20 protein-coding genes are annotated in these 23,997 nt (G+C 64.4%); 13 read left to right on the plus strand and 7 right to left on the minus strand.

From position 1 onward, the window contains the following. Window positions 1-28: 28 nt before the first annotated feature. Window positions 29-1,204, minus strand: coding sequence for an acyl-CoA dehydrogenase family protein (locus tag FVW59_RS10015; RefSeq protein WP_148064131.1), 1,176 nt, complete (start codon window positions 1,202-1,204; stop codon window positions 29-31). Between the two features lie 141 nt (window positions 1,205-1,345). Between FVW59_RS10015 and FVW59_RS10020 the strand changes: the two genes are divergently transcribed. The 3 genes from FVW59_RS10020 to FVW59_RS10030 all read left to right on the plus strand — a co-directional run bounded on the left by FVW59_RS10020 (window position 1,346) and on the right by FVW59_RS10030 (window position 6,467). Beyond that, window positions 1,346-2,509: a GGDEF domain-containing protein gene (locus FVW59_RS10020; protein ID WP_187275838.1), complete on the plus strand. Its 1,164-nt coding sequence runs from the start codon at window positions 1,346-1,348 to the stop codon at window positions 2,507-2,509. A 4-nt stretch (window positions 2,510-2,513) separates the two neighbouring features. Then, window positions 2,514-3,512 carry an AraC family transcriptional regulator gene (locus tag FVW59_RS10025; RefSeq protein WP_148064133.1) on the plus strand — a complete coding sequence of 333 codons (999 nt, stop codon included), beginning with the start codon at window positions 2,514-2,516 and terminating at the stop codon, window positions 3,510-3,512. 72 nt (window positions 3,513-3,584) lie between these two features. Then, on the plus strand, window positions 3,585-6,467 hold the full coding sequence (locus FVW59_RS10030; protein WP_148064134.1) for a DUF748 domain-containing protein: 2,883 nt from the start codon (window positions 3,585-3,587) through the stop codon (window positions 6,465-6,467). Here the strand turns inward: FVW59_RS10030 and FVW59_RS10035 are convergent. Then, entirely contained in the window at window positions 6,453-6,986 is a 534-nt protein-coding gene (locus tag FVW59_RS10035) for a SprT family zinc-dependent metalloprotease (RefSeq protein ID WP_246139697.1), read from the minus strand. The genes FVW59_RS10030 and FVW59_RS10035 overlap by 15 nt on opposite strands. Before the next feature lie 2 nt (window positions 6,987-6,988). Next, window positions 6,989-7,930: a LysR family transcriptional regulator gene (locus tag FVW59_RS10040; RefSeq protein ID WP_148064135.1), complete on the minus strand. Its 942-nt coding sequence runs from the start codon at window positions 7,928-7,930 to the stop codon at window positions 6,989-6,991. A 110-nt stretch (window positions 7,931-8,040) separates the two neighbouring features. Between FVW59_RS10040 and FVW59_RS10045 the strand changes: the two genes are divergently transcribed. Beyond that, a complete protein-coding gene (locus tag FVW59_RS10045; RefSeq protein WP_148064136.1) occupies window positions 8,041-8,814 on the plus strand; it encodes a ferredoxin--NADP reductase in 774 nt (257 codons plus the stop codon). 59 nt (window positions 8,815-8,873) lie between these two features. Here FVW59_RS10045 and FVW59_RS10050 read toward each other — a convergent pair whose 3' ends face one another. Then, window positions 8,874-10,580: a class I adenylate-forming enzyme family protein gene (locus FVW59_RS10050; RefSeq protein WP_222711468.1), complete on the minus strand. Its 1,707-nt coding sequence runs from the start codon at window positions 10,578-10,580 to the stop codon at window positions 8,874-8,876. A 212-nt stretch (window positions 10,581-10,792) separates the two neighbouring features. Here FVW59_RS10050 and FVW59_RS10055 point away from each other — a divergent pair, with 212 nt between their 5' ends. Next, window positions 10,793-11,812 carry a phosphotransferase family protein gene (locus tag FVW59_RS10055; protein ID WP_148064137.1) on the plus strand — a complete coding sequence of 340 codons (1,020 nt, stop codon included), beginning with the start codon at window positions 10,793-10,795 and terminating at the stop codon, window positions 11,810-11,812. On the opposite strand, the gene FVW59_RS10060 is transcribed toward FVW59_RS10055, so the two are convergent. Together FVW59_RS10060 and FVW59_RS10065 are read right to left on the minus strand one after the other, a co-directional pair. Then, on the minus strand, window positions 11,813-13,456 hold the full coding sequence (locus FVW59_RS10060) for a DUF3336 domain-containing protein (RefSeq protein WP_148064138.1): 1,644 nt from the start codon (window positions 13,454-13,456) through the stop codon (window positions 11,813-11,815). A 39-nt stretch (window positions 13,457-13,495) separates the two neighbouring features. Then, window positions 13,496-15,052: an acyl-CoA synthetase gene (locus FVW59_RS10065; RefSeq protein WP_148064139.1), complete on the minus strand. Its 1,557-nt coding sequence runs from the start codon at window positions 15,050-15,052 to the stop codon at window positions 13,496-13,498. A 249-nt stretch (window positions 15,053-15,301) separates the two neighbouring features. Between FVW59_RS10065 and FVW59_RS10070 the strand changes: the two genes are divergently transcribed. From FVW59_RS10070 to FVW59_RS10105, 8 genes are read left to right on the plus strand one after another with little or no spacing between them, the layout of a single operon-like run. After that, window positions 15,302-16,099, plus strand: coding sequence for a putative hydro-lyase (locus tag FVW59_RS10070; RefSeq protein ID WP_148064140.1), 798 nt, complete (start codon window positions 15,302-15,304; stop codon window positions 16,097-16,099). A gap of 26 nt (window positions 16,100-16,125) precedes the next feature. Then, window positions 16,126-16,860: a 5-oxoprolinase subunit PxpA gene (locus FVW59_RS10075; RefSeq protein WP_148064141.1), complete on the plus strand. Its 735-nt coding sequence runs from the start codon at window positions 16,126-16,128 to the stop codon at window positions 16,858-16,860. 3 nt (window positions 16,861-16,863) lie between these two features. Further along, complete coding sequence (gene pxpB, locus FVW59_RS10080; RefSeq protein WP_148064142.1) at window positions 16,864-17,541, plus strand: 5-oxoprolinase subunit PxpB; 678 nt, start codon at window positions 16,864-16,866, stop codon at window positions 17,539-17,541. Beyond that, entirely contained in the window at window positions 17,538-18,476 is a 939-nt protein-coding gene (locus tag FVW59_RS10085; RefSeq protein ID WP_246139698.1) for a 5-oxoprolinase subunit C family protein, read from the plus strand. The genes pxpB and FVW59_RS10085 overlap by 4 nt, the downstream gene beginning before the upstream one ends. Further along, complete coding sequence (locus FVW59_RS10090; protein WP_148064143.1) at window positions 18,473-19,327, plus strand: glutamate cyclase domain-containing protein; 855 nt, start codon at window positions 18,473-18,475, stop codon at window positions 19,325-19,327. The genes FVW59_RS10085 and FVW59_RS10090 overlap by 4 nt, the downstream gene beginning before the upstream one ends. A gap of 28 nt (window positions 19,328-19,355) precedes the next feature. Then, the gene (locus FVW59_RS10095; protein WP_148064144.1) at window positions 19,356-20,213 is read left to right on the plus strand and encodes an aminotransferase class IV; all 858 of its coding nucleotides are present in this window, start codon (window positions 19,356-19,358) and stop codon (window positions 20,211-20,213) included. Next, the gene (alr, locus tag FVW59_RS10100; RefSeq protein ID WP_148064145.1) at window positions 20,213-21,301 is read left to right on the plus strand and encodes an alanine racemase; all 1,089 of its coding nucleotides are present in this window, start codon (window positions 20,213-20,215) and stop codon (window positions 21,299-21,301) included. Before FVW59_RS10095 ends, alr begins: the two co-directional genes overlap by 1 nt. A gap of 51 nt (window positions 21,302-21,352) precedes the next feature. After that, window positions 21,353-22,888 (plus strand): Ppx/GppA phosphatase family protein, encoded by a 1,536-nt coding sequence (locus tag FVW59_RS10105; protein WP_148064146.1) that lies wholly within the window; start codon window positions 21,353-21,355, stop codon window positions 22,886-22,888. On the opposite strand, the gene FVW59_RS10110 is transcribed toward FVW59_RS10105, so the two are convergent. Then, the gene (locus FVW59_RS10110) at window positions 22,875-23,855 is read right to left on the minus strand and encodes an alpha/beta fold hydrolase (RefSeq protein WP_148064147.1); all 981 of its coding nucleotides are present in this window, start codon (window positions 23,853-23,855) and stop codon (window positions 22,875-22,877) included. The two genes, FVW59_RS10105 and FVW59_RS10110, sit on opposite strands and share 14 nt — an antisense overlap. Between the last annotated feature and the right edge of the window lie 142 nt (window positions 23,856-23,997).

Raw genomic sequence — 23,997 nt, forward strand, 5'->3', positions numbered from 1 at the left:
GTGATATTCCTCTATAGCGGTATGGCAATCAGAAATTGCGGGTGTTGAACGGAGTGTAGCCTTCGCCGAGACAGTCGCGACTGATGATAATCTTCATCACCTCGGAGGAACCGGCGTAAATGGTTGAAATCTTGGCATCGGTATACTGCCGGCTGATGGGGTACTCGTCCATGTAACCTGCCCCGCCGTGCATCTGCACGCCGACATCCGCCACCTTCACCTGCAGTTCGCTGGTCACCAGCTTGGCCTTGGCCGCGTCCACCGCGGTCAGGGCGCCGGCGTTGAAGGCGCGGACACACTGGTCAACATAGCACTGGGCCAGGTCCAGTTCAGTGCGCAATTCGGCCAGTTTGAACTGGGTATTCTGGAACGCCGCCACCGGCTTGCCGAAGGCCCTGCGCTCCTTGACGTAGTCCGCAGTCAGGTCCCAGGAAAGCTGTGCAGCGCTGAGATAACCCACCGCGCCAATCAGCCGCTCCTCCGCCAGGCCCTGCATCAGGTAGACAAAGCCCTTGCCTGGCTCGCCCAGCACGTTGGCCCTGGGCACCTTAACGTTGTTGAAAAACAGCTCGGCGGTGTCCTGGGCCTTGAGGCCCATTTTCTTCAGGTTGCGACCGCGCTCGAAGCCCTCCATGCCGCGCTCCACCAGGAACAGGGTCATATGGTGGGGATTGTTGTCGGGGTCGGTCTTGGCGGCCACGATAACCAGGTCGGCATTGATGCCGTTGGAGATATAGGTCTTGGAGCCATTCAACACCCAGTGGTCGCCCTCTTCCACGGCGGTGCTGCGCATGCCGGCGAGATCGGAGCCGGCGTCGGGCTCGGTCATGGCGATGGCGAGCACGGTCTCGCCGCTGGCGCATTTCGGCAGAAAGCGGCGGCACTGCTCCTCGGAGCCGAAGCGGGTGAGGTAGGGGCCCACCAGGCGGCTGTGCAGCGAGTTGTACCAGTCCCCGGCACGGGCATAGGCGGTCTCTTCAATGATGATCTGCTCGAAACGGAAGTCGGGATCGCCCATGCCGCCGTACTGCTCCTCCGGCCAGACCATCAGGAAGCCCTGCTCGCCGGCCTTGCGAAAGGCCTCGCGATCGACGATGCCGTTCTCACGCCACTGTTCCATCTGTGGCACAATCTCTGCGGCCAGGAATTTGCGGTAGGCGTCGCGGAACATCTGCTGTTCCTCGGTGAACTCTCGGGTCAGCACAGTCGGTCTCCAAGGCTGAAATTCAATAGCCGGCTAGTATGGTGAGCGCCCTGAAAGCCAACAATGACCTGTGCCTACAGATAAATTGACTTAAACTGACAACAAAAAACAAGGGGCTTAGGGGCAGATTCAATGGAGCTGATGCTGACCGAAAACCAGACGCTACCACTCTACATCCTGGTCTTCACGCTCACCTGCGCCCAGGTGCTGGTGCTGTATTTTCTCAGCGCATCCTACACGGCGCCGCAGGGGCTCGGGCTGTTCACCGTTTACTTCATGGCATCACTGACCGGCTGGATACTGTTCGCTCTGCAGCAGGGCCAGGCCGGAGGCGCGCTGGGAGTGGACCTGGCCGCGATCGTCGCCCTGCTCAATGCCTACCTGCTGTTTCTGGCCTGCGGTCAGCGCGCCGGCATCCTGCGCGGCCGCTGGTTGCTGGCCGCCCTGTGCCTGGGCGCCGGGTTCAGCGCGTTCTACCTGCCCCCGCAACGCATGTTCGCAGTGCAGCTTGCCGGCACGGCCCTGCTGTGGGCGGCGGCCGGAGCGATCAGCGCCACGCGCTGCTGGCGCAGCGCCAATGTCGGAGACGGCCTGATCGCCGGCGCAGGGCTGGGACTCGCGGGGGGGATGGTGTGGCTGTCGCTGGCCGGCGACGACAGCGCTGGCGGCCAGCAACTCGCCCTGGGACTCTACGCCTGCGCCCACGTATTGGTGGCAGTGGGCTTTCTCGGGTCGGTACTGCTTGAGTACCAGCAACAGCTGTCCCAACTGGCCACCCGCGACCCGCTCACCCGCCTGTTCAACCGGCGCGGCCTGGAGGAGTCCCTGCACCTGAGCCTGGCCGCAGCGGCGCGCCACAATACCCGTACATCGGCAATTCTGGTCGATATCGACCAGTTCAGCCGCATCAACGACAATTTTGGTTCAGAGCTGGGTGATGAGGTGCTGCGGCAGATTGCCGAGGTGCTGCAGGACCAGTGCCGCGGCAGCGACGTGGTCGCGCGCATCGGCGGCGAGGAATTCCTGCTCGTGCTGCCCAATTCCGATGGCGAGGGGGCACGGACCGTGGCCGAACGCCTGCGCCAGGCCATCAGCGACAGTGTATTTCGCGCCGAGCGCCAGCGCATAGCGGTCTCGGTGAGCGCCGGTGTCGCTACCCTCGAGGGTACCACCACCGTGGAGGAGCTGGCGCTGTCCGCCGCTCGCGCCCTGCAGGTCGCGCGCCGCGAAGGCCACAATCGCGTGGCAGTAGTGGACCAGCAAACCCGCCTGTTCCGCACTGGCACCGCTACGGAGGGCGCCTAGCCCGATGCGCAATCGCTCCATCTCGGTCTACTTCGCCCGCGCCATTCTGGAGAACGCGGTGAGCCGCGGTCTCGACCCGGCGGAACTGTTGCGCCGCAACCGCATCTCGCCACGCCTGCTGCACGAGCCCAATGCGCGTATTTCCATTGAGCGCTTCGCCGACCTGCAGGTCAGCACCATGCTGGCGATGGACGACGAGTCTCTCGGCTACGCCAACCGTCGCCACCCGGTCGGCTGCTGGTCGATGATGTGCCACGCTGTCATCGGCAGCGAAACCCTGGGGCAGGCCCTGGCCCGCCACTGCCGCTTCTACCAGTTGATCGACTTCGACATGCACCCCGAGTTCATCGTCGACGAAGACACCGCCACTGTCCGCGTCTTCAGCCAGCAGATCACTCCGCTGGCCCCCTACATGGCGGAACTGACCCTGTTCAACGTGCACCGTTTTGCGAGCTGGCTGGTGCAGGAGCACCTGCCGGTACAGCAGGTCAAATTGAGTTACCCGATGGCCGCCGACGCCAACGACTACCGGCACATGTTCCTGGCCAACCCGGTGAGCTTCGAGGAGGAGGAGTGCGCCATGGTGTTCTCCCGCGCCCTGCTGGAAAAGCGCATCACCCAGAATGAACAGAACCTGCGCCATTTCCTGCGCCACCCGGTGCTGATCATGATGACCGAAAACTACGCCAGGAACAGCTGGACCACCCGGGTGCGGGAACTGATTTCGCGCAACATGCTGGCGATGCCGGAGCTGCCAGAGGTGGCGGCGCAACTGGAGATGCATCCCCAGACCCTGCGCCGGCGCCTGTCGGCGGAGGGCACCACCTTCAAGGACATCAAGAACCAGTTGCGCCGCGACACTGCACTGCACTTCCTCGGCAAGCGCGGTCTGTCCATCGAGGAGATTGCCCACCGCTCCGGTTTCTCGGAGTCCAGTGCCTTTATCCGCGCCTTCAAGGGCTGGACCGGCGTCACGCCCTACAGCTATCGCAAGGGTATTTGAACCGCGCCTGCGACAGGGCCGGCGGCGATTGGCTATAGTGTCAGTGACGCCATCGATCCGAGAGAGTCTGTAGTGAGAAAACTGCTGCGCGCGCTGGCCCTGATCTACCTGGGCTATCTCGCTCTGAGCGTGCTGGTCATCCTGCCGCTGTTGAATTTTGTTCCCCCCTGGTTTGTGCACAAGCAATACCAGCGCGACCTCGATATGGAGCTGGCGCTGTTCAACCCCTTTGCCCTGTCGCTGGAAGTGCGGCAGGCCCGGCTGTCGGAAGCGCCGACCACGCCGGTGGCAAACATTCCAGACGGCGACACTTTCGCCCGCCTGGACAGCGCCGAGGTGAACCTCTCCCTCGCCAGTCTCTGGCACAGCGGCTGGGTATTCGATGCCTTCGCGGTTGAAGGCATCGATGTCCACCTGCGGCGCCTGGCCGACGAATCGCTCAATATCAGTGATTTCCTGGCGCCGGGTGACGCACCGCCGGACAGCGAACCCGCCGGCGAACTGCCCGGGGTCACGGTGGACGACATCCGGCTTTCGGCCTACCGCATCCGGGTCAGCGATGAGGCCCGACCCACGCCCTACACTACCCACTGGGACGAATTGCAGATACGCATGTCCGATCTCTCCACCGTGCTGGAGGCCGGTCATCCCTATCATTTGCGGGTACTGGGGGAAGGCGGCGGCAGTCTCGAATGGCAGGGTGAACTGTCGATTCCCCAGGGCTACAGCACGGGCAATGTGGCACTTGGCAATATCGACCTGCGCCCCTTCTGGCGCTTCGTGAAAGACCAGGTGGACTTTGAAGTGGCCGACGGACGCCTGCACTTCACCACCGACTACCGGGTGGACTGGTCCGGCGAGCTCAGCTACGCACTGGACAGGGCCTCACTGGACATCACCCAGCTGACGCTGACCCCCATGAACAGTGAAGCGCTGCCCGACACCGGCGTCGCGCTAGCCGCCCTGGGCGTAAAGGGCATCGCGGTCAACGGGGACAGCCAGCAGGTCACTGTCGACAGCGCCGAAGTAGACGGGCTCAGGGTCAGCGGCTGGCTGGAGGAAGAACGGATTTCACTGGCGGAGCTGTTTCGCACCCGCTTTGGCAATTCTGCAGTTGAGGACCAGGAGCCTCCCGCAACTGGAGCGGAACCCGCCCGCCCCTGGCAGGTGAGCCTCAGCCGCGCAGCGATCAACGGCGCCGAGGTGCTCTGGCGCAGCCCCTTCACCGAGCCGGCGCAGCTGGCCATCGCACCCCTGGACATCCGGGTAGACAATATACGCTGGCCGGTGCAGGCCCCCAGCGCCATTGACGTATCGCTGGTGGTGAACGACACCGTGACAGGCCAGATAGATGGCGAACTGCAACTGGAAGCTGGCGACGGCACGCTGAACTTCGCCGTGAAGAAAATTCCGCTGGCCTGGTTTGGCCCCAATATCCCCGAGATTCTCAACGCCCGCATTGACTCCGGCCTGGCCAGTAGCGAGGGCAGCGTCAGTCTGTCCGGCTTTGCGCCACAGGCTATCGCTCTGGCCGGGGCCGTAGAAGACTTTGGTATCCAGCTCTACCAGACGGAGGATGCTTTCACCCGCTGGAACACTCTCGACTGGGAGGGGCTGGAAGTCGACCTCCCCGGTCGCAGAGTTTCGCTGGCGCAATTGCACCTGGATGGCTACGCCGGGCGTATCCACATTCGCGAAGATGGCAGCCTGAATATCCAGCGCCTGCTGCGGGAGGAGGCCGAATCCCAGGCCGAAGCCGCACGGGCCGCGGGCGAGGAAGCTGCACCCGATGAAGAAGCGGAGCCCTGGCAGTTCAGCGCCCCGGCCATCTTCATCAGCGACAGCGAAGTGGACTTCATGGACGAGTCCCTGCCACTGCATTTCCGTACCGTAATTGGCGATGTCAACGGCGAGATCAGCGGCCTGTCCAGCGACCCCGGCAGCGAACTGGATGTCGATATCAAAGGCTCAGTAGACGGCTACGCCCCGGTAGTCCTGGCCGGCAGCGCCAGCCCCTTCCGCGCGCCGCCGGCGCTGGACCTCAACCTCACCTTCCAGGGCGTCGACCTGGCCCGCCTGACCCCCTACTCCGGCACCTATGCCGGCTACGCCATCGACCGCGGCACCCTCAATCTCGACCTCAAATACAGCCTGGCGGAAGATCGCCTGCAGGGCGACAACAAGGTGGTCATCCACCAGCTCAAACTGGGGGAGAAGGTCGACAGCGACAAGGCACTGGATATTCCCCTGCAGCTCGGCATCGCCCTGCTCACCGATGCCAACGGAGTCATCGACCTCGCGGTACCGGTCAGCGGCGACGTCAACAACCCGAGTTTCGAACTGGGCTCGGTGATCATGGGCGCCTTCGTCAACCTCATCACCAAGGCCATCACCGCGCCCTTTAGCCTGCTGGCCAGCCTGGTCGGCAGCGAGGACGACCTGCAGCGCTTCAACTTCGCCGCCGGCAGCACGGAACTGGACGAGCACGGCCGGCAGAAACTGCTGGAGCTTGCCGCGGCCATGGCCCAGCGCCCCCAGCTCAAGCTGGTGATTGGCGGCCGCCTCAACCCCGACAGCGACCGCCAGAAGCTGCAGCAGCAGCTACTGCAGGAGGCGCTATTGGCGGACGGGCTGACCGAGGCCGATATCAGCGGCAAGAGCGACGCCTGGGCCGAGGTAATCGCACGCCGTTACGCCGCCCTGGCAATTCCTCCGGAGGCCGCTACGGACGATGCAGAGCCCCCCTCCCCCCTGGCCCAGTCGCGGCGGGTGCAGGAGCAGTTCCCGGTTCCCGATGCTGCGCTGAAAACACTGGCCGAGGAGCGCGCCGCCAGCAGCAAGCGCTTCCTGGTGAACGAGGGCGGGATTGCCGCCGACCGGGCCGTGATCGAGCAGACCGACCCCGCGGCGGACTACAACAGCTTCAGCGGGGTGGAGATGTCAGTCGACACCTGAGCCGGGACGCAGGGCCTCGCCGCAGGCGCGACACAGATAGCGCCCGCTGCCGCGTCGCACCCGATTGTGACGGGTCGTTGACAGGGCGTGCTCGCGGCAGGCGCAGTGATAGGAGTGGGTGCGCTGGCGACGCTGGGGAATGTCCGACAGGTCGCGGTCGAAGGTCACTTCCGGCGGCGCCCCCAGCAGGTCCATCACTGCCCGCCACTCGCGGCCGTGGGGCGCTACCCGGCGACGGCCATAGAGGAGGTGAACAATGTAGTGGGCGACCTCGTGAGGTACCGTGCCCTCCAGGTTGTCGCGGTAGTACTTGGCGAAAATCCAGGGGTTATAGCGAATCCAGTGACGCTGGCCATCGCTGCGAAACATGCCGGCGCTGCGGCCGCGCAGGTCGAAACGCACCGGGGGTACGGGAAAGTCCCGCTCCAGCGCCCGGGAAATTCGCGCCACGCAGTCGGCGGTGGCCGCCTCCACTTCGCGCCGCTGTGAGGCGCCAATCGGTTCGATGGTATTACTCAACGCTACTGTTTTCCCTGTTCCGTGGAGCCGGCCACTCTGCTGTCGGTACCCGGTAATCTATCAGCCCAGCTCTGCTCACACAGCCCCAGCCACTCGGTCAGTGCCGCACTGTGGAACTTGTCCCGGTGCAGGATCAGGTTCAGGCGGCGGCGGAAATCCCGCCCCGGCACCGCCAGCGGTACCAGGGAGCCGCGGGCGAAGGCTTCCACCAGGCTGATCTGCGACAGGCAGCCCACCCCGAGGCCCGCCTCCACGGCGCGTTTGATGGCCTCGGTGTGGGGGAGTTCCAGGGAGATGTTCAAATCCGGCAGGATGCCGTGCATGGCGCGATCGAAGGTCTGGCGGGTGCCGGAACCGCGCTCGCGCACGATCCACTCCAGCCCCAGCAAGTCCCGGTCGGTCAGCCGCCGGCGCCCCGCCAGCGGGTGATCCGGCGCGGCAAATACCTGAAGTTCATCCTCGCGCCAGTGGCGGGTTTCCAGGTCCGGGTGATTGAGTTCCCCCTCGACCAGGCCCATGTCCAGCTCAAAGGCGGCGACCTTGTCGGCGATATGCTCGGTGTTGTCCACGGTGAGGGCCACATCGGCAGCGGGAAAGCGGCGGCGGAAATCCGCGATCATCGGCACCGCCAGGTAGTTGCCAATGGTCAGCGTGGCCCCCACCTGCAGGCGCCCCGCCACCTCGGCACCGGTCAGGGCCTGCTCCAGTTCCCGCGCCTGGGCCAGCAGGTTCTCCGCCCGCGGCCGCAACTGGACACCAAGCTCCGACAATTGCAGGCGCTTGCCGCGGCGGTCGAACAGCTGCACGTCGAACTGGCTTTCCAGGTCCTTGAGGGCGCCGCTGGCGGCGGATTGTGACATGGCCAGGTCCGCCGCGGCCCGACTCACGTTTTCGTGGCGGGCGGTAGCGATGAAGACTTCCAGCTGGCGCAGGCTGAAGCGCATGGCATATATCTGCAAAAGTGATAATTGATATCCATTATTCCCGTTTTGCCAATATATGAAAAGCCCCTAGACTGCCGCCATCACCCACTGGATTGACAGGATATTGCCAGATGGCCACATTGCTCAGGGAACAGGTAACGGAAGTCCACCACTGGACCGACACGCTGTTCAGCTTCAAGACCACCCGCGACCAGGGTTTTCGTTTCAAGAACGGCTATTTCACCATGATTGGCCTGGAGCACGAGGGCAAGCCGCTGCTGCGCGCCTACAGCCTGGCCAGCGCCAATTACGAGGACGAGCTTGAGTTCTTCAGCATCAAGGTGCCCGATGGCCCGCTGACCTCGAAACTGCAGAACATCCAGGTCGGTGACGAGTTACTGATCAACAGCAAGGCCACCGGCACCCTGGTACTGGACAACCTGCTGCCCGGCCGCAATCTCTACCTGATCGCCACCGGCACCGGCCTGGCACCCTTCCTGTCCATCATCAAGGACCCGGAAATCTACGAGGCCTTCGACCGGGTAATCCTGACCCACGGCTGTCGCTTCGTGGAAGAACTGGCCTACCAGGAAGTGATCACCGAGCACCTGCCCAACCACGAATATCTCGGCGAGGACGTGCGCAGCAAACTGGTCTACTACCCCACGGTGACCCGCGAGGAGTTCCGCAACACCGGGCGTCTCACCGACCTGCTGGACAGCGGCAAGCTGCCGGCGGATATCGGCCTGGACCCGATCAACCCGGAGCACGACCGCTTCATGATCTGCGGCAGCCCGAGCATGCTCAAGGACATCTGCGGCCTGCTGGATTCCCGCGGTTTCCGGGAATCACGCCACGGCAAGCAGGCCCACTATGTGATTGAGCGGGCCTTCGTCGAGAGCTGAAGCCCCCCAAGCACGAGAGGAACACAAGCCCCTGCCCGGGCAGGGGCGGCGGATGCCCCTTAACTCGCATCCGCCGGATCGAGGCTTTCCCGCAACTCCCGCTTGAGGAACTTGCCATTGGCATTGCGCGGCAGGGGCTCGTCGAGGAACCAGATGTGGCGCGGCACCTTGTAGGGCGCCAGCAGGCCGGCGCAGTGGGCGCGCAGGCTGTCGGCGCCGGACTCTGCACCCTCGCGCAAATGGACTGCCGCGCCGACCTCCTCCCCGAGGCGCTCGTCCGCCACCGCAAACACCACGCACTCCGCCACATCCTGATGAGAAAACAGGGCATTCTCCACTTCGGCACAGTACACATTTTCGCCACCGCGCAGCACCATGTCCTTGGCCCGGTCCACCAGGAAGATAAAGCCGTCCTCGTCGATATAGGCGATGTCGCCGGTGTGCAACCAGCCATCGGTAATGGACTCGGCGGTGGCCTCCGGGCGATTCAGGTAACCGGCAATCACCGGCGCACCGCGCACCCAGAGTTCCCCGACTTCGCCAGGCGCGAGGGTTTCCCCGGCGGGACCCACACAGCGCGCTTCGAAAGTGGGCATGGCGGGGCCGACACTGGCGGGTTTGTTGCTGAAGAATACCGAAGACACCGCCGCGATAATGCCGCAGGTCTCGGTCATGCCGTAGCCGGTATTGGGACGGGCCCCGGCCGTGCGCTGGCCGATTTTTTCCACCAGATCCGGCTGCAGGGCGGCGCCACCGCCGCCGAGGGTCTTCAGGGATGAGGTGTCGCGCCGGTCAAAATCGGGGTGCATGAGAATTTCCCGGGCCATCATCGGCACCGCGTTGAACACGCTCACCCGCTCGCGCTCGATCAGGGCGAGGGCCTCGGCCGGATCCCACTTGTACATATGCACGATACGCCCGCCGGCTACGGTGGTGGCGTGGGCCACACAGTTGTTGCCGGTGACATGAAACAGGGGCGTGGCCAGCAGCGACACCGGCGGTGGGGGCGGCGCGGCGGGGGCGTCCCCGCCCTCACTCAGCCCTGCCTTGGCCAGGGCCAGCGGCTGCACGGCATTGGCAAAAGCGACATTGAGAATATTATTGACGCAGCCGCGGTGGGTGAGGCGCGCGCCCTTGGGCCGTCCCGTGGTGCCGGAGGTATAGAAAATACAGGCGTCGTCCTCGGGATCAACGACCACCTCTGGCAGCGCCCCGGCTGTATTCACCACATCCATCCACTCCACCGCCCAAGCGGGCGCCGGCTCTTCCAGGCGGACGGCGGCCACCACCATGTGCGGGAAGTGCTCGCGTATTTCAGCGAAACGCTGCAGGCGCTCGCGGTCGCAGATGAGGGCCTTCGGTGCGGCATCCTCCAGTGCATACTGCATTTCGCCAGCCACCCACCAGGCATTCATGCCCACTACCACGGCCCCCATCGACACCACCGCCCAGTAGGCCAGCATCCACTCGGGGTAATTGCGCATGGCAATGGCCACCCGGTCGCCCGGTTCGATACCCTGCTGCGCCAGCCAGGCGGCCACCGCAGCGCTGATCTGGTGGGCACCGCTGTAGCTGAGGCGCTCGTCGTTGAACACCAGGTAGTCGGCCTCACCGTGGGCGGCGCTGCCCAGCCATATCTCCCGCAGCGAGGGCGGCGCGTGCCGGTAGCTGCGCAGGGGCACCCCGGACACTTCCACTGTCTCCACTTCAAACATCTGTCCCGGCGCAATGAGTTCCTGCCAGGCGGCCTTGAGTTCCTGATACACCGTGTCTGCCCCTCTCTTGTAATGGCTTATAGCGAAGCGTGAAGCAGCATACCTTCTCGACCAAAATGCCTCAATGCACAGGTGGCAAGCTGTACGCCAGGGTCAACTTCTTTGTGGTTTTGTGTCATTGTTAGCCCCCTCCACTCACCACAGACTGTGGCGCCATACCGGGCCCTCGAAGTCAGCCTATAGCCATAACAGCGGAAAGCACCATGAACGCACAACAACTCGACACCAACCGCCTCGCCAACTACCTGCGCCAGCACATTCCCGGCCTGGAAGGTGACCTCAGCGCCGAGAAATTTCCCGGCGGCCAGTCCAACCCCACCTTCAAGCTGAGCAGCGGCGACCGCGCCTTCGTGCTGCGGCGCAAGCCCCCGGGCGAACTGCTGCCCTCCGCCCACGCGGTGGATCGCGAGTTCCGGGTGATCAGCGCCCTCCAGGACACCGACGTCCCCGTACCGCGCACCTACGTGCTGTGCGAGGACGACAGCGTGATCGGCTCCATGTTCTATGTCATGGAGTACATGGAGGGGCGCATCCTGTGGGATCCCCTGCTGCCTGAAGCGAAAGACAACAGCGAGCGCAGCGCCTATTACGACGCCATGAACAGAACCATGGCGGCCCTGCACTCGGTGGATGTGGAGAAGGTGGGCCTGGCCGACTACGGCAAGCCCGGCAACTACTTCGAGCGCCAGGTGGGCCGCTGGACCAAGCAGTACCGCGCTTCAGAGATGGAGCGTATCGAGTCGATGGAGAAACTGATCAGCTGGCTGCCGGCCAACATGCCCGCCGATGACGGCACGGTGAGCCTGGTGCACGGCGATTACCGCCTGGACAACATGATGTTTCACCCCTCCAGGCCCGAGGTGATCGCCCTGCTGGACTGGGAACTGTCCACCCTGGGCCACCCCCTGGCGGACCTCGCCAACCAGTGCATGGCCTGGATGCTGCCGCGGGACAGCAGCATGAAGGGGCTGGCCGGGGTCGATCGCGCCGCTCTGGGGATTCCCTCGGACGAGGAATACATCGCCCGCTACTGCGAGCGCACCGGCCGCGGCGGTATCGAAAACTGGAACTTCTACCTGGCCTTTTCCCTGTTCCGCCTGGCGGCCATCGTGCAGGGCATTCGCAAGCGCGCGGAAATCGGCACCGCCTCCAGCGCCGAGGCCGACGCCCGCGGCAACCTGGTCTATCCGCTGGCGGAAATGGGGCTCAGCCTGACCGAGTAATCAGGCCGCCCGGCTCTTGTCGGGCTTGGCTTTGGCCCGGGCCGGCGCTTTCGCCCCTGCCGGGGATTTACTCCGGCTCTTGGCCCGCGACTTGCGCTGGGGCACTGTGGCAGTGTGCTCCCGCAGGGCCTCGCGATCGGCGCGGGTGGCCTGGGGCCGGCGGCGCGATGAGCGCGGGCGGCGATAGTCGGCCTCGGTGGGTCGCAGGTCGCCGTACTCGAAGCGCTGCAGGATTTCCTCCATGGTGCGACTGATCTTGGTGCACACACGGATGGTTTCAATATGCGGGTAGGCGCTGTGCTCGCCACCTTCCACCAGTGCCAGCAGCTCCTTCTCGGATATATGTGACAGCAGCTTGGCGGGGTTGTACCAGCGAAAGCTGGGAATGATGTTGATGTCGCCGCTGTATTCCTGATCCATCAGGCTGTGAATACCATTCAACAGCAGGTTGAAACGCGGCCAGTTATCACCCTGCCTCTGGGCGATGCCACGATAGAAATTGAGCAGTTCCCTCCCCATACCGATACCCAGGCTACCCAGCGATGAGGACAGCTTGCTGCGCTTGCCACCGCGATTGAGGAAGGGCGTGGCGATGGGGTTTACCATGCTGACGATGAAGTGATTGGTACTGAACAGGCGGCTCAGGCGCTTGGCCGGCAGGTCGTCGGCGATAGAGCCGTCCACCCACTTGCGGGTGGGCAGGTAGGGCTGGGATTCGCCGTGGACATTCTTGGCCATTAGCATCACCGGCGGAAACACCCCCGGCACAGCGCAGGAGGCCATCACCGCCGAGCGCACGTAAACGTTGGGTGAGGTAATGGCATTGAGCAGGCGCGAGCGCTGGTGCTTCTCGGCCGGGGCCACGGTAATGCTGATCTGGCGCCCGGTTTTTTCGTAGGCCTCCTGGAAGGTCAGATCCGGCACCAGGCGGTCGACGATGGATGCCAGGTCGCGCACGTCAATCTGGGCGTTGCTGCCAAAGAACATGCGCGAGAACACGCTGGCTTCCTTCTCGGCCTCGAAGTGCATGCTGGATGCATCAAAGACCTGCTGCAGTTCCTCGTCGCTGTGGGTGCCCACCACCCCGGCCACCAGGGAGCCGGCGCTGGAGCCGGAGATCACCCGCGGCAGCAGGCCCTGGGCGTGCAGTACCCGCACCACACCCATATGGTAGAAGCCCAGTACCCCGCCGCCACTCAGCATCAGGGCCGAGCGACCGAAACAGATGTTGGAGCGGTAGAAGAAGTCGATCTTCTCCTGGGTGCTGATTTCCTCGGTCTTCAGCTCGGCGAGAAAGCGCAGGGAATCTTCTATTTCGTCGATGTACTGCTCAATCAGCTGCTTGGTGCCAAACTTGGCCCGCAGGTAGAGGCTGCTGCGCCCCATGCCGCCCATATTGCCGTGAATGCCCTCGTTCAGGGCAAACAGGAGTCCCTGGTAGTCATGGCGCGAGCGCAGGGATCGCAGCCGGTCCAGCCGCAGGCGAATCTGGGCGTAGTCGTACTGGCTGGTCTGGTCCACTTCCCGCCAGCGCTTCTGCCCGGAGAGCTCGTCGTGCGCGATGGCCGCCTCGCGCCACTCCTCGTAGCTGGTGCTGTTGTCCATCTGCTTCTCCAGCTGGCGGAGTTTGCGCGCGTTTCTCACTACGGTACCTCGGGGTGGTATGGGTTTGGGCAGTTTACCTCACTGGCGATCGCTATCTTTCTGCTCCGCCTCGTTTCGATACTGCTCCACCAGATGCTTTTTGTACAGTTTGCCGTTATCCATGCGCGGCAGCCGCTCGTGGAAGTCCAGGCTGCGGGGGACCTTGATATGGGACAGGCGTTCGCGCAGCCACTCCAGCAGCTCAAAGGCCACTTCGTCGGTGGCATCGGCCCAGTTCTGGGGCTCCACCACCGCTTTCACTTCCTCGCCGAATTCCTCGTTCGGAATGCCGAACACCGCCACGTCGGCGACCTTGTCATGGGTGATCAGCAGGTTTTCCACCTCCTGCGGATAGATATTGACCCCGCCCGAGATGATCATGAAATTCTTGCGGTCGGTGAGGTAAAGGAAGCCGTCCTGGTCCAGGTAGCCGACATCCCCGGTGGTGGCCCAGCCGCGCTCGTTATAGGCCTCGGCGGTCTTGTCGGGCTCGCCGTGGTACTCGAAGGTAGCCTGGGGGCCGGAAAAGTAGACGGTGCCGATCTCACCGGCGGGCAGCTCTGTGCCTTCGTCGTCCAGGATATGCACCTGGCCCAGCAGGGCCGGGCCCACCGAACCCTTGTGGGTCAGCCAGTTGGCGGAATCGATGATGGTAACGCCAATCCCCTCGCTGGCGGCGTAGTACTCGTAGATCACCTCGCCCCACCAGTTGATCATCTGCTCCTTCACCTCCACCGGGCAGGGCGCCGCGGCGTGGATGGCGACGCGCATGCTGGAGACATCGTACTTCTGTCGCACGTCCTGCGGCAGCTTGAGCATGCGGATAAACATGATCGGCACCCACTGGCTGTGGCTCACCCGGTGCTCCTCGATCAGGTGCAGGGCCTGCTCCGGGTCGAACTTCTCCATCACCACCGAGGTGCCACCGAGATAGAGGTTCATAAAGTTGTAATGCAGGGGAGCCGCGTGATACAGCGGTGCCGGCGACAGGTACACTGTCTCTTCGCTGAAACCAAAAGCGGCACCGAGGGATTGCGCCAGCGGAAACTCCGCCAGCACATCGTCACTGTGGGGCGGCACGAACACGCCCTTGGGCTTGCCGGTGGTACCGGAGGAATAGAGCATGGCGACGCCATTGCCCTGGTCGGCGATGGGCTCGGCGGGCTGGGCATCCACCGCCTCTTCCCATGACTCGAAGCCCTCGCAGACGCCGCCGACCATCAACCAGCCGGCAAGATCGACGCCATGCTCCTTCAGGCCGCAAGCTACTTCTTTCAATTGGTAGGAACCGATGAAGACTCGCGCCGCACAGTTTTCCAGGATGTAGGCAGTCTCCTCCTTCTGCAGGTGGGTGCTGATCGGGGTAAAGATGATGCCCGCGCGCTGGGCTGCCCAGCAAATTTCCAGAAAATAGCGGTTATTTTCCATCATCATGGCGATGTGCTCGCCCTTCTGCACCCCCAGCTTGCGCAACAGCTGGGCGCCCTGGTTGCTGCGTTCATCGAGCTGGGCATAGGTCACGATCTCGCCGGACTCCCCCATGATGATGGCGGGTTTGTGGGGATAGGTCTGGGCAGTAATACTCGGATGTGGCATCGCAGGGTTACCTCTCGGATGACAGCGCTGTGCTGTGTATGCTGGTTATGTTTATGCGCAGCAAGGACTATAGTGTGTCGACAAAGTCGCAGGCAATCCCGCGCTGTCAGTTCCGATAGCGTCTGCCGGCGCTACTGGAATGCCCGCCACCGCGGTTCTGGACCAATACAGAACCTTGACTTTGGCATATTATCCCGGTGAAGCACACCGGCCCCGCCGTGCATCGCGAGGTCAACCACGAGGTCAATCATGTCGTCCGACACCCCACAAAACCTGTCTCCAGCGGCGCTGCGCCAGCGCATTCGCGAGGGGCATCACCGCGGCAACACCTCGGGCTACGCCCAGGGTTTTGTCCAGTGCAATCTCGCCATACTGCCCGCCGACTGGGCGGCGGATTTCCTGCGTTTCTGCCAGCTCAATCCCCGTCCCTGCCCGCTGGTGGGCATGTCCACCAGCCCTGGCGATACCGCGCTACCACCTTTGGGGGATATCGACATACGTACCGACGTGCCAAGCTACCGCGTGTTTCGCCACGGGGAATTTGTCGAGGAAGTACACGACATCCGCGAGCTGTGGCGCGACGATCTGGTGGTCTTCGCCCTGGGCTGTTCTTTCTCCTTCGAAGAGGCTCTACTGGCCGATGGCCTGGACGTGCGCAATGTGAGCATGGGTGTCAATGTGCCGATGTACCGCACCAACATCCCGTGCCAGCCGGCCGGGGCCTTCGCCGGTGACATGGTGGTCAGCATGCGTCCCTTCAAGGCGGCGGATGCCATACGCGCAGTACAGATCTGCACCCGTTTTCCCTCGGTACACGGCGCACCGGTTCATCTCGGCGACCCGGCGCTCATCGGCATCGGGGATCTGTCACAACCAGACTACGGTGACGCTGTCACCGTGGCGGAAGACGAACTGCCGGTGTTCTGGGCCTGCGGTGTGACACCCCAGGTGGCGCTGGAGAAAGCCAGGCCGCCCTTCGCCATCACCCACAGCCCGGGCTGCATGCTGGTCACCGACCTGCGCAACAGCCGCCTGGCAGTGCTGTAACTGGATTAACTGGGAACGTTGAAACAATGCGCCTGAACTGCGATCTGGGCGAGAGCTACGGCAGCTGGACCATGGGTCTCGATGCCGAGGTCATGCCCCACATTCACCAGGCCAACGTGGCCTGTGGCTTCCACGGTGGTGACCCGGTCACCATCCGTAAAACCCTGCGCCTGGCCGCCGCGCACGGCGTCAGCGTCGGCGCCCACCCGGCCTATCCCGATCTGGTGGGTTTCGGCCGCCGCAGTATGGCATTGAGCCGCGACGAGCTTGTAGCCACCCTGCTCTACCAGGTAGCGGCGCTGGACGGCATGGCCGCCAGCGAGAAAGTCCAGCTGGACTACGTCAAACCCCACGGCGCCCTGTACAACGACATGATGGCCGATAGCGAGGTACGCGCCGGCGTGCTGGAAGCCATTGCCTGCTACCACCGCCCCCTGCAACTGATGCTGCTGGCCACGCCAAATGCCGACGCGCATCGCGCGGAAGCCGCCGCCGCCGGCGTTGCCGGGCTGCTGTTTGAAGCCTTTGCCGACCGCTGTTATGACGACAGCGGCGCCCTGCTCTCGCGGCGCAAACCCGGAGCGGTGCACAGCAGGGAGCGCACCCTGGAACAGGTGCGCCAGTTGATCAGCGAGGGCACAGTCACCTCGGTCAGCGGCGAACGCCTGCCCCTGGCGGCTGATACCCTCTGCGTCCACGGCGACAATATCGAGGGCGTGCGCGCCATCGAAGCCATTCGCGCCATCGTCGACGAGGCCTGATCCGTGCGTCTTTCCCAGGCGGGCGAAGCCGCCCTGATGCTCTATCTCGGCACTGAAACCAGCCCGGCGCTGTCGGCGCGGGTGCAAGCCGCCGCGCGGGCGGTGGAAGCCGCACTGGGCAGTGACCTGGTTGACCTGGTGCCTTCGTATGCCTCGCTACTGATCATCTACAACCCGCTGACCACCGATCATTTCAGTGTTGGCGAGCGGGTGCGCAACGCCGTTGCCGGGCTCGGTGACAGCGAAGCCGGCGAGGGCCGCGAGGTACGGCTGCCGGTCTACTATCACCCGGAAGCGGGGGCGGACCTGGAATCGCTGGCGGAGCGCGCCGGATTGAGCGTCGACGACGTCATCGCCCTCCACAGTGGCACCGAATACCGCGTCTATGCCATCGGCTTCGCTCCCGGCTTTGCCTACCTCGGGCAGGTGGACGAACGCATCGCGGCACCGCGCCTGGCCACACCGCGCCAGCGCGTACCGCGCGGCGCTGTCGCCATTGCCGACCGCCAAACCGCCATCTATCCCGCGGTTTCCCCCGGCGGCTGGAACCTGATCGGCCGCTGCCCTGTCCGCATGTTCGACCCCGCGGCCACCCCCACCATGCCGGTGAGTGTGGGCGATCGGGTGCGCTTCGAAGCCATCGACCGTGCGCGCTACCTGGCGCTGGGGGGTGAGCTGTGAGCCTGTCGGTCGTGCAACCGGGCCTGATGAGCCTGCTGCAGGACGGCGGCCGCTTCGGCCAGCAGCGCATCGGGCTGACCACCGGCGGCCCGCTGGACCCGGAGGCTTTTGCCCTGTGCAACCGCCTGCTCGGCAATGCCCCCGGCGCCACTGCGATAGAAGTCAGCTTTGGCGGGCTCGTGCTCAAGGCCACGGTGGATACGCGCCTGTGTGTCACCGGCGCCGAACTGCCCCTGCGTATCAACGGTGTGGAACAGGATCGCTGGCGCGTCCATGCCGTCAAGTCCGGCGATGAGATCGCCCTCGACTTCGCCACCGCGGGCTGCCGCGCCTACCTCGGTGTCGCCGGGGGTTTCAACGTTGCACCGCAGTTTGGCAGCAGCAGTACAGTGGTGCGGGAGCATATCGGCGGCCTCGCGGGCGACAAGTTACAACCCGGTGACGAACTGCCATGCGCTGCGGGCAGCGACGGCCCCTTGCTTTTCCTGCCGGAAAACCTGCGCCCCGGCTACAGCGACCACGCCCTGCTGCGGGTTATTCCCGGTTACCAGCAGGAGCACTTCCCGGCCCTGCAAAAGCGGCGTTTTTTCAACAGCGAATACAATGTCAGCGAGCGCTGTGACCGCATGGGCTATCGCCTGGAGGGCGCCGCCATCGAGTGCGACATCGGTGGCATTCTGTCGGAGGGCATCTGTTTCGGAGCCATCCAGATACCGGCCGATGGCCAGCCCATCGTGCTGTTGAACGATCGCCAGACCATCGGCGGCTACCCCAAGATCGGCGCCGCCCTGTCACTGGACGTGGCCCGCCTGGCCCAGCTCACCCCCGGCGCAACCGTGCGCTTCGAGGCGATCAGCCCCGAGGACGCCCACAATGCCCTGCACCTGGCCAGGCAGCGGCTGTACAGTCTGCCACTGGCGGAGTCTTCAATATGAACGAACACGACCTGTCGGTCGCTATCGAGAACGTGCTGGTGGCGCGCAACCTGCGCCAGATGCGGGTAGCACAGGCCGCCCTGCAGCCCGGCTACTACCTGCGCGCCGCGCGCCTGCTGCAGGCCGCCGCTACCCGTGAGAGTGCCCTGATACTGATCGGCACCGGCTTCCCGGTAGTGGACACCTTTGAAACCGACGGCCCGGTGGGCGCCATTGCCCTGTATGAAGCACTGGCGGCGCTGGGCTACCGGCCCATGCTGGTCTGCGCTGCGCCGCTGGCGGCGGCCCTGGCGCCGGATTTCACGGTACTGGAACTGACCGCCGGCGACCTCGATAGCGCCTGTGCCGAGGCCCGCGAGGCACTGGCAGAGCTGCAGCCGGCGGCGATCGTGTCCATCGAGCGCCCCGGCCTCGGCGCCGATGGCCGCTACTACAACATGCGCGGCGAAGACATCAGCGCCCGCTGCGGCATCTTCGACCCCTTCCTTGAACTCGCAAGCTGCCCCACCATCGCCATCGGCGACGGCGGCAACGAGATCGGCATGGGCAATATCGCCAGCGCCATCAGCGCACTGGATATTCGCGTGTCAGTCACCACCTGCGATGAGCTGCTGGTGGCGGATGTCTCCAACTGGGGCGCCTACGGCCTGATCGCCTTTCTCGGCCTGTGGCGACGGCGCGACCTGCTGGGCGCGATCTCCCCCACCGCCATCCTCGACTATCTTTCCCTGCGGGGCAGCGTGGACGGCGTCACCCGCGAAAACACGCCCACCGAAGACGGCCTGGATGCCGGCGAGGGGTTGGCGGTACTGGCGGAGCTGCGCGCTCTGACCGGCTTCGCGCAACACTGAATACAACTTGGAGCAAAGGGACATTCCCATGAGCATCGTATACCTGAACGGCGAGTACCTGCCGATGGCCGAGGCCCGCATCTCCCCCATGGACCGCGGTTTCCTGTTTGGCGACGGCATCTACGAGGTGATCCCCTCCTACGGCGGCAAACTGGTGGGCTTCGGGCCCCACATGGACCGCATGCAGGACGGCCTCGACGCGCTGGAAATTCGCCTGCAACTGAACCAGGACGAATGGCGCCAGATCGCCAACACCCTGATCGAGCGCAACGGCGGCGGCAATCTCGGTATTTATTTCCACGTCAGCCGCGGCGCCGATGTGATTCGCAACCACGCCTACCCCAGTGCCATCGAAGCCACCCGCTACGCTTTTGCCTTCGAAATTCCGCCGGCGCCGATGGCGGACAAGGCCGCCGCCACCTGCTACAAAGTGGCGACCAGCGAGGACCTGCGCTGGAAGCGCTGCAACATCAAGTCCACCGCCCTGCTCGGCAATGTCATGCACTACCAGCAGGGCTACGCCCAGGGCAACAGCGAGACCATTCTCTACAATGCGAAAGCAGAGCTGACCGAGGCCGCCGCCTGCAACGTCTATGTAGTGAAGAACGGCGTGGTGGCCACCCCCGACCTGGACCACCAGAAGCTGCCGGGTATCACCCGCCTGATACTGCTCGATATCCTGCGCAAGGACGGCAGCATCCCCGTTGAGGAGCGCGTGGTGACTCTGCAGGAACTGCGTGACGCCGATGAAGTCTGGCTGTCCTCGTCCAGCAAGGAGCTGGCGCCGGTGGTGGAAGTGGATGGCGTGACTGTGGGCAATGGCCGGCCCGGCGATGTATGGCTGGCCGCCCAGACCCTGTTCAGCCAGCACCGCTACGACTACTGATGAGCCGCCCCAGCCAGGCCCGCCTCGACCTCGCCGCCCTGCGCCACAACGTGGCGCTGGCTGCTGAGCTGGCGCCCAATGCCAAGGTCATGGCCGTGGTGAAGGCCAATGCCTACGGCCACGGCGCCGTGACCATGGCGCGGGAACTTGAGCCGCGCGTCGATGCCATGGCCGTGGCCTGCCTGGAAGAAGCGCTGGAACTGCGCGAATCCGGTATCCACGCCCCCATTCTGCTGCTGGAGGGCGTCTTCGAGCCGGCGGAACTGGAGGTCGCCGCCCGCGAAAACCTGTGGGTCACCGTGGACAACGCCGTCCAGCTGGACTGGCTGGAACGGGCCCGGCTGGCGAAGCCGCTGCAGTGCTGGCTCAAAATCGATACCGGCATGCACCGCCTCGGCGTCGAGCCGGCCCGGGCCCAGGCCTATTTCGAACGCATTGCCGGCTGCTCCAACAGTGTGGGAAAGCCGGTGGTATCCACCCACTTCTCCAGCGCCGACGAGACAGAGCGTGATACCACGCAGCGCCAGCTGGCCCTGTTCGAGCAGGTTACTGCCCCCCTGGCCGCACTGCGCAGCGCCGCCAATTCCCCTGGCCTGCTGGCCTGGCCCGCCTCCCATTACGACTGGGTGCGCCCGGGCTACATGCTGTGGGGTAATTCGCCCTTCGGCAGCGCCCTGCAGGCCAACGCCGCCCGTCTGCGGCCGGTGATGACCCTGTGCTCAGCGGTGATTTCCGTACGCGAGGTAGCCACCGGCGATTCAGTGGGCTACGGCGAAAGCTGGACCGCCAGCCGCCCCTCACGCATCGCCACTGTCACCGTGGGCTATGGCGACGGCTATCCGCGCACCGCCGGCAACGGCACCCCGGTGCTGGTGAACGGCCGGCGCGCACCGCTGGCAGGGCGCGTGTCGATGGACATGATTACCGTCGATGTCACCGACCTGGAAGCGGTCAAGGTCGGCGACCCGGTGGTGCTGTGGGGGGAAGGCCTTCCGGTGGCAGATGTTGCAGAGCCTGCCGGCACCATCGGTTACGAGCTGCTGACCCGCATGCCGCAGCGCTGCCCGCGCGTTGTCGTCAGCGCCTGAGCACGGCATCTGCTACCATGAACGCACCTTTAATTCAGGATCGCGCTGCCCTTGGTTTCCGACAGCGATAGTCACGTCCCGTCCGCCGATAACACAGGCCCCCTGCACGATGGCAGCCTGCTGGCTGCGATCGATCTCGGCAGCAACTCCTTCCACCTGATCGTCGCCCGCGTCGAGCACGGCGAAATCCGCCCGGTGGAGGCGCTGGCAGAGAAGGTCCAGCTCGGCGCCGGCCTGCAGGATCACCTGCTCAGCCAGGATGCCATCGACCGCGGCCTGGAGTGCCTGGCGCGCTTCGGCCAGCTGCTGGGCAGCGTGGCGCCTGAACGGATCCGCATCGTCGCCACCCACACCCTGCGGGTGGCTCGCAACCGGCGCGACTTCACCCGTCCGGCCCGGGAGTTGCTGGGCACCCCGGTGGATGTCATCTACGGCCGCGAGGAAGCCCGCCTGGTTTACCTCGGTGTGGCCCACACGCTGGCCGACGACGTCAAATCGCGTCTGGTCATCGATATCGGTGGCGGCAGCACGGAACTGATCGTCGGCGAGCGCTTCGAGCCCCGCGAGCTGGAAAGCCTGCAGATGGGCTGCGTGTCCTACAGCCAGGAATTCTTCGACGGCGAGAACATCAGCCCCGAACGCTACCGGGCCGCCTGCAACCGCGCCCGCCTGGAGCTCTCCCATATCCGCCAGCGCTATCACAGTGGGCACTGGGTGGAATGCGTCGGCTCCTCCGGCACCCTGCAGGCCATCGAGGGCATTCTGCAGGCCTACGGCTGGAGCAGCGGCGGCATCGACAATGAGGGGCTCGCCAAGCTGGAGCAAAAGCTGCTGCGCTTCAAACGCTTCAGTTCCATCAAGCTGAGCGGGCTGTCGCCACAGCGGCGCAATGTCATCCTGGCCGGGGTCGCCATCACCCGCGCCCTGTTTGATGTGCTCGGCATCCGGCAAATGCGCACATCCAAGGGCGCCCTGCGAGAAGGTGTGATCTACGACCTGCTGGGGCGCCTGTCACACGAGGATGTTCGCGAGCGCAGTATCAACGCCCTGATGCAGCGCTACAACGTGGATACCGCTGCGGCCGCCATTGTGGAAAAACGGGCGCGCATGCTGTTTGACGCCACACGTAAAACCTGGGAACTGAAAAAGGCCGACTGGGATCTGTTGCACCGGGCCAGCTGCACCCTGGACGTGGGCATGGCCATTTCCCACAAGCACTACAACCGCCATTCCGCCTACCTGCTGCAGAACACCGACCTGGCGGGCTTTTCCCAGGAAGAGCAGGAGCAGCTTGCGCTACTGGTGCGCAGCCACCGCGGCAAACTGGACCCCTCCCTGTGGGCGGAATTGAGCGAATCGGAAGTCCCGCGTCTGCTGCGCCTGATTGCACTGCTGCGACTTGCCTACCTGTTCAAGCATGTCGAACAACTGGAACAGCTACCGGAATTCAACCTCCGGGCCGGTAAACGCTCCCTCAAACTGAGCTGCCCGGAGGGCTGGCTGGAACAACACCCGCTCACCGCCTGGGAGCTGGAACAGGAGTGCGCAACGCTGGGCAAGCTGGAACTCAAACTCAGCGTGCAGTAGCCGCGCTGATCTCCGCCAGGTATTCGAGCAACAGCCGGTTTACCTCATCGGATGCTTCCAGTTGCACCATGTGGCCCGCCCCGGAGATCATATCGACCCGGCGCAGATCGGGGAAAATCGCCCGCATCTGGCCAATAGGGTCCTCGCCGTGAAAACCTTCCAGGTCGACATCGTGCTCTGAGCCGATGAAGTAGGCCGGCACCGCACTCTGCACACCTTCAAAGGGGCGCCGCTGCTGCCACTTGATGTCGAAGGAACGGTACCAGTTGAGGCCGCCGGTGAAGCCGGTACGGCTGTACTCCGATACAAAGAACTCCAGTTCGAGTTCACTCAGCCAGGCCCAGGGCAGCGGCGGCGGCTCTTCCATGGCGTCGATGTAGGACGTGCCCGGCGGGTGCCTGAACATGTCAAAAAAGTGACAGGCGCCGCTGAGGGTGTGGTAAACCTTGTGCAGAAAGCGCCGCGGCTGGGCCGCCAGTTCCCGGTCGGCGCGGGGCGGTTCGCGGAAATACTCGATATGCAGGAAGTGCTGCTCGGCGATGCGGCGGTACTCGGTGAGCGGCGGCTCATCCGGGTTGTGGGGCGCCGCGGGATTTTCCAGGCCGATCACCGCCAGCACCCGCCCGGGATGGCGCAGCGCCAGGTCGTAAATGGCGAAGGCGCCAAAGTCGAGACCGGCAAACACCGCATTTTCCAGCTCCAGATGATCCAGCAGGCCCAACAGGTCACCCGTAATGTGCTCGATATCGTAGGCTTCCACCGCGGTGGGGGCCTCGGTCTGTCCCATGCCCCGCATATCCGGCGCGATCACCCGGTAACCGGCGGCGGCCAGCGCCGTGATCTGGCGATGCCAGCTGAACCACAGGTGCGGAAAGCCATGGCAGAGAACAAGCGGCAAGCCCTCTCCCTGCTCCACATAGTGCATGTGGATGCCATTGATGGTGGCGTGGTGGTGGACCCATTGCATGGCGGCGGCTCCGTTATCCTTGTTATTCCCGCCCGCCATGCTGCCACAGGCCCCCGGAACTGTCAGTCCAGCCTTTCAGTCCATTGCGGCTTGGCGCCCCCGTTAGTGCATGTTTCAATACCTCCTTTTTTTCACGGAGCCC

It is taken from the genome of Parahaliea aestuarii (assembly GCF_008064635.1).
Classification (GTDB): Bacteria; Pseudomonadota; Gammaproteobacteria; order Pseudomonadales; family Halieaceae; genus Parahaliea; species Parahaliea aestuarii.

Bases quoted from the DNA above. Each gene is read 5' to 3' on its own strand.
- FVW59_RS10020 (WP_187275838.1), top strand. From the start codon at position 1,346: ATGCTGACCGAAAACCAGACGCTACCACTCTACATCCTGGTCTTCACG.
- FVW59_RS10065 (WP_148064139.1), bottom strand. From the start codon at position 15,052: ATGCCACATCCGAGTATTACTGCCCAGACCTATCCCCACAAACCCGCC.
- alr (WP_148064145.1), top strand. From the start codon at position 20,213: ATGAGCCGCCCCAGCCAGGCCCGCCTCGACCTCGCCGCCCTGCGCCAC.
- FVW59_RS10045 (WP_148064136.1), top strand. From the start codon at position 8,041: ATGGCCACATTGCTCAGGGAACAGGTAACGGAAGTCCACCACTGGACC.
- FVW59_RS10110 (WP_148064147.1), bottom strand. From the start codon at position 23,855: ATGCAATGGGTCCACCACCACGCCACCATCAATGGCATCCACATGCAC.
- FVW59_RS10070 (WP_148064140.1), top strand. From the start codon at position 15,302: ATGTCGTCCGACACCCCACAAAACCTGTCTCCAGCGGCGCTGCGCCAG.
- FVW59_RS10090 (WP_148064143.1), top strand. From the start codon at position 18,473: ATGAACGAACACGACCTGTCGGTCGCTATCGAGAACGTGCTGGTGGCG.
- FVW59_RS10095 (WP_148064144.1), top strand. From the start codon at position 19,356: ATGAGCATCGTATACCTGAACGGCGAGTACCTGCCGATGGCCGAGGCC.
- FVW59_RS10075 (WP_148064141.1), top strand. From the start codon at position 16,126: ATGCGCCTGAACTGCGATCTGGGCGAGAGCTACGGCAGCTGGACCATG.
- FVW59_RS10040 (WP_148064135.1), bottom strand. From the start codon at position 7,930: ATGCGCTTCAGCCTGCGCCAGCTGGAAGTCTTCATCGCTACCGCCCGC.
- FVW59_RS10025 (WP_148064133.1), top strand. From the start codon at position 2,514: ATGCGCAATCGCTCCATCTCGGTCTACTTCGCCCGCGCCATTCTGGAG.
- FVW59_RS10055 (WP_148064137.1), top strand. From the start codon at position 10,793: ATGAACGCACAACAACTCGACACCAACCGCCTCGCCAACTACCTGCGC.